The sequence below is a fragment of the Paraburkholderia sp. NMBU_R16 genome, assembly GCF_013282575.1.
Lineage (GTDB): Bacteria > Pseudomonadota > Gammaproteobacteria > Burkholderiales > Burkholderiaceae > Trinickia.
The window spans coordinates 1-1,725 of the sequence record NZ_JAAAYE010000180.1; the positions used below are offsets into that span (position 1 = coordinate 1).

A 1,725-nucleotide genomic window follows, 5' to 3' on the forward strand; every position below is an offset into this window, starting at 1 on the left:
ATGGAACCGCTCGGCTATATCCCACCCGCTGAAGCTGAGGCAAACTATTACCGGCAACTCAGCAACGGAGTTGCGATGCCGGCATCAACTTAAACCAACCAGCCTCCACGATTCCCGGGGCGATTCAGTTCCGTGATCCCTGTTTCTCGCGCTAGCGCGGAAACCGAAGTATTCTCCGGCGGCATCATGCGACGCACCAGCGCTTCTTTTCGTTCTGCTGAGTAGGCTTTCATTCATGCCGCTTCTACCGCCCCGGATCTCGTCTAAGAATCAAACGACACGACAACTAGTCTGACGCCGGGGGGGCATCAGAAGGAGATGGTATGGACGCCTCCCCTCCCGCGTCGGGACGGAGAGGCAGTAGAAACGGCGGAGCCCTCGCTGTACCCGACGGCATCAGAGTGCCAATGTGGTGGTGTCAAAACGACCACTGAGGGTAAGGAGGGCTCGAAATGAAGACTACGACATTTTTCTCGCGACACGCGAGGACCGGTTGCTGCTATCGCCGATGTTCGCGACACGATCGAGAAGGCTCCCAGCGAGAAAGGCTACCGTCCAATCAAAGATTGGAAACCTCGATAACGATGACTTGTTACCGTGGCGCATCTCTGGCAATGCCGCGATGGTTATTTTGGGTCCGTTCGAACGGTTTATTCGAGCAAACTACCGCGGATTTATTCGAAATGCATGGCGAAAGGCGTGGCTGACGACCCGAAATCGGATTGATAAGCGTTGACATCGATATTCGGAAACCGGGGCAATAATTCGCTATTTCGATTATTTCGAGGCGGTGTCGGAATATCGTTCGTCCTTTCAATTGAAAGGAGGTAAAAATGAACAGGTTCAGGTACTCATATTCGAGTGCGAATGAAAGAACAGCGGGGGCTGGCAATCCACATCATCCGCCGCCTATTGTGCCGCCCTCACGATCGCACACGCGCTCGGTGCCCCCCAGGTCATCACATCTACCATCAAATCCATACTTGAATGTGCTTGGTCTCCAATTCGGGCCGATGCATGGGCAGAACGACGATCGGCGAGTGCGGCAAGGAACGTCTGCTAGGCCAGGAACGTCTGTAAGGCCACAAACGCCTGTTAGGTATGTCGGGCGGGATAACAGCGCGATTAATCACTTGCGAGGCGCAGCCAGTAGCGCGTCCTCCACTTATTTGCCGCGCTATCCCGCCGCATACAACAATACCTTGATCACTAACAGCGCGGACCTTAGTAAAACGGCGCATGCTATTCGCGAGGGCAGATGCGGAATGACTTTCCTCGATTTGAGTGCGGTAGACCGCCTGGAACAACATATTCTGGATGATTTGATTAACGCTTTGAAATGGGGGAAAAATAGCATTGAAAGCATTAAGATCCCGGGGCGTATTGATACGTACCGTGCGGCAAGAATTGTGGAGATATTGAATAATCCGTCCATGAATCTAGCCTCTCTTTCTTTGTCGAAATCTAGTTTTAGCCAACCTGAAATAGAATGGTTGGATCGTCTGTTTCAGGAGAATAGGGTTGCGGAGCGTAGATTGAGATGGTTGTAATCGAGCTGGTTGGTAACCTGTCAGCGTTCCTATGAAGGCTACGTTAAGCCATTTCATTACACACAAGTCCGCGTGAGCGGCTTGTAAACTGTCGCGACTTGCCGTTTACTCTTGCTTTTTGCGCGGCACGCGAATGGCACGATCAACGGAGAGCTGGGCGGCAATGGAATTCAAG

At 52.4% G+C, this 1,725-nt stretch carries 1 protein-coding gene; it reads left to right on the top strand.

Going from position 1 to position 1,725, the window contains the following annotated elements; translation table 11 throughout:
• Positions 1 to 1,265: 1,265 nt before the first annotated feature.
• Positions 1,266 to 1,550: a hypothetical protein gene (locus GWC77_RS27620; RefSeq protein ID WP_173262631.1), complete on the top strand. Its 285-nt coding sequence runs from the start codon at positions 1,266 to 1,268 to the stop codon at positions 1,548 to 1,550.
• The last annotated feature ends 175 nt before the right edge of the window (positions 1,551 to 1,725 follow it).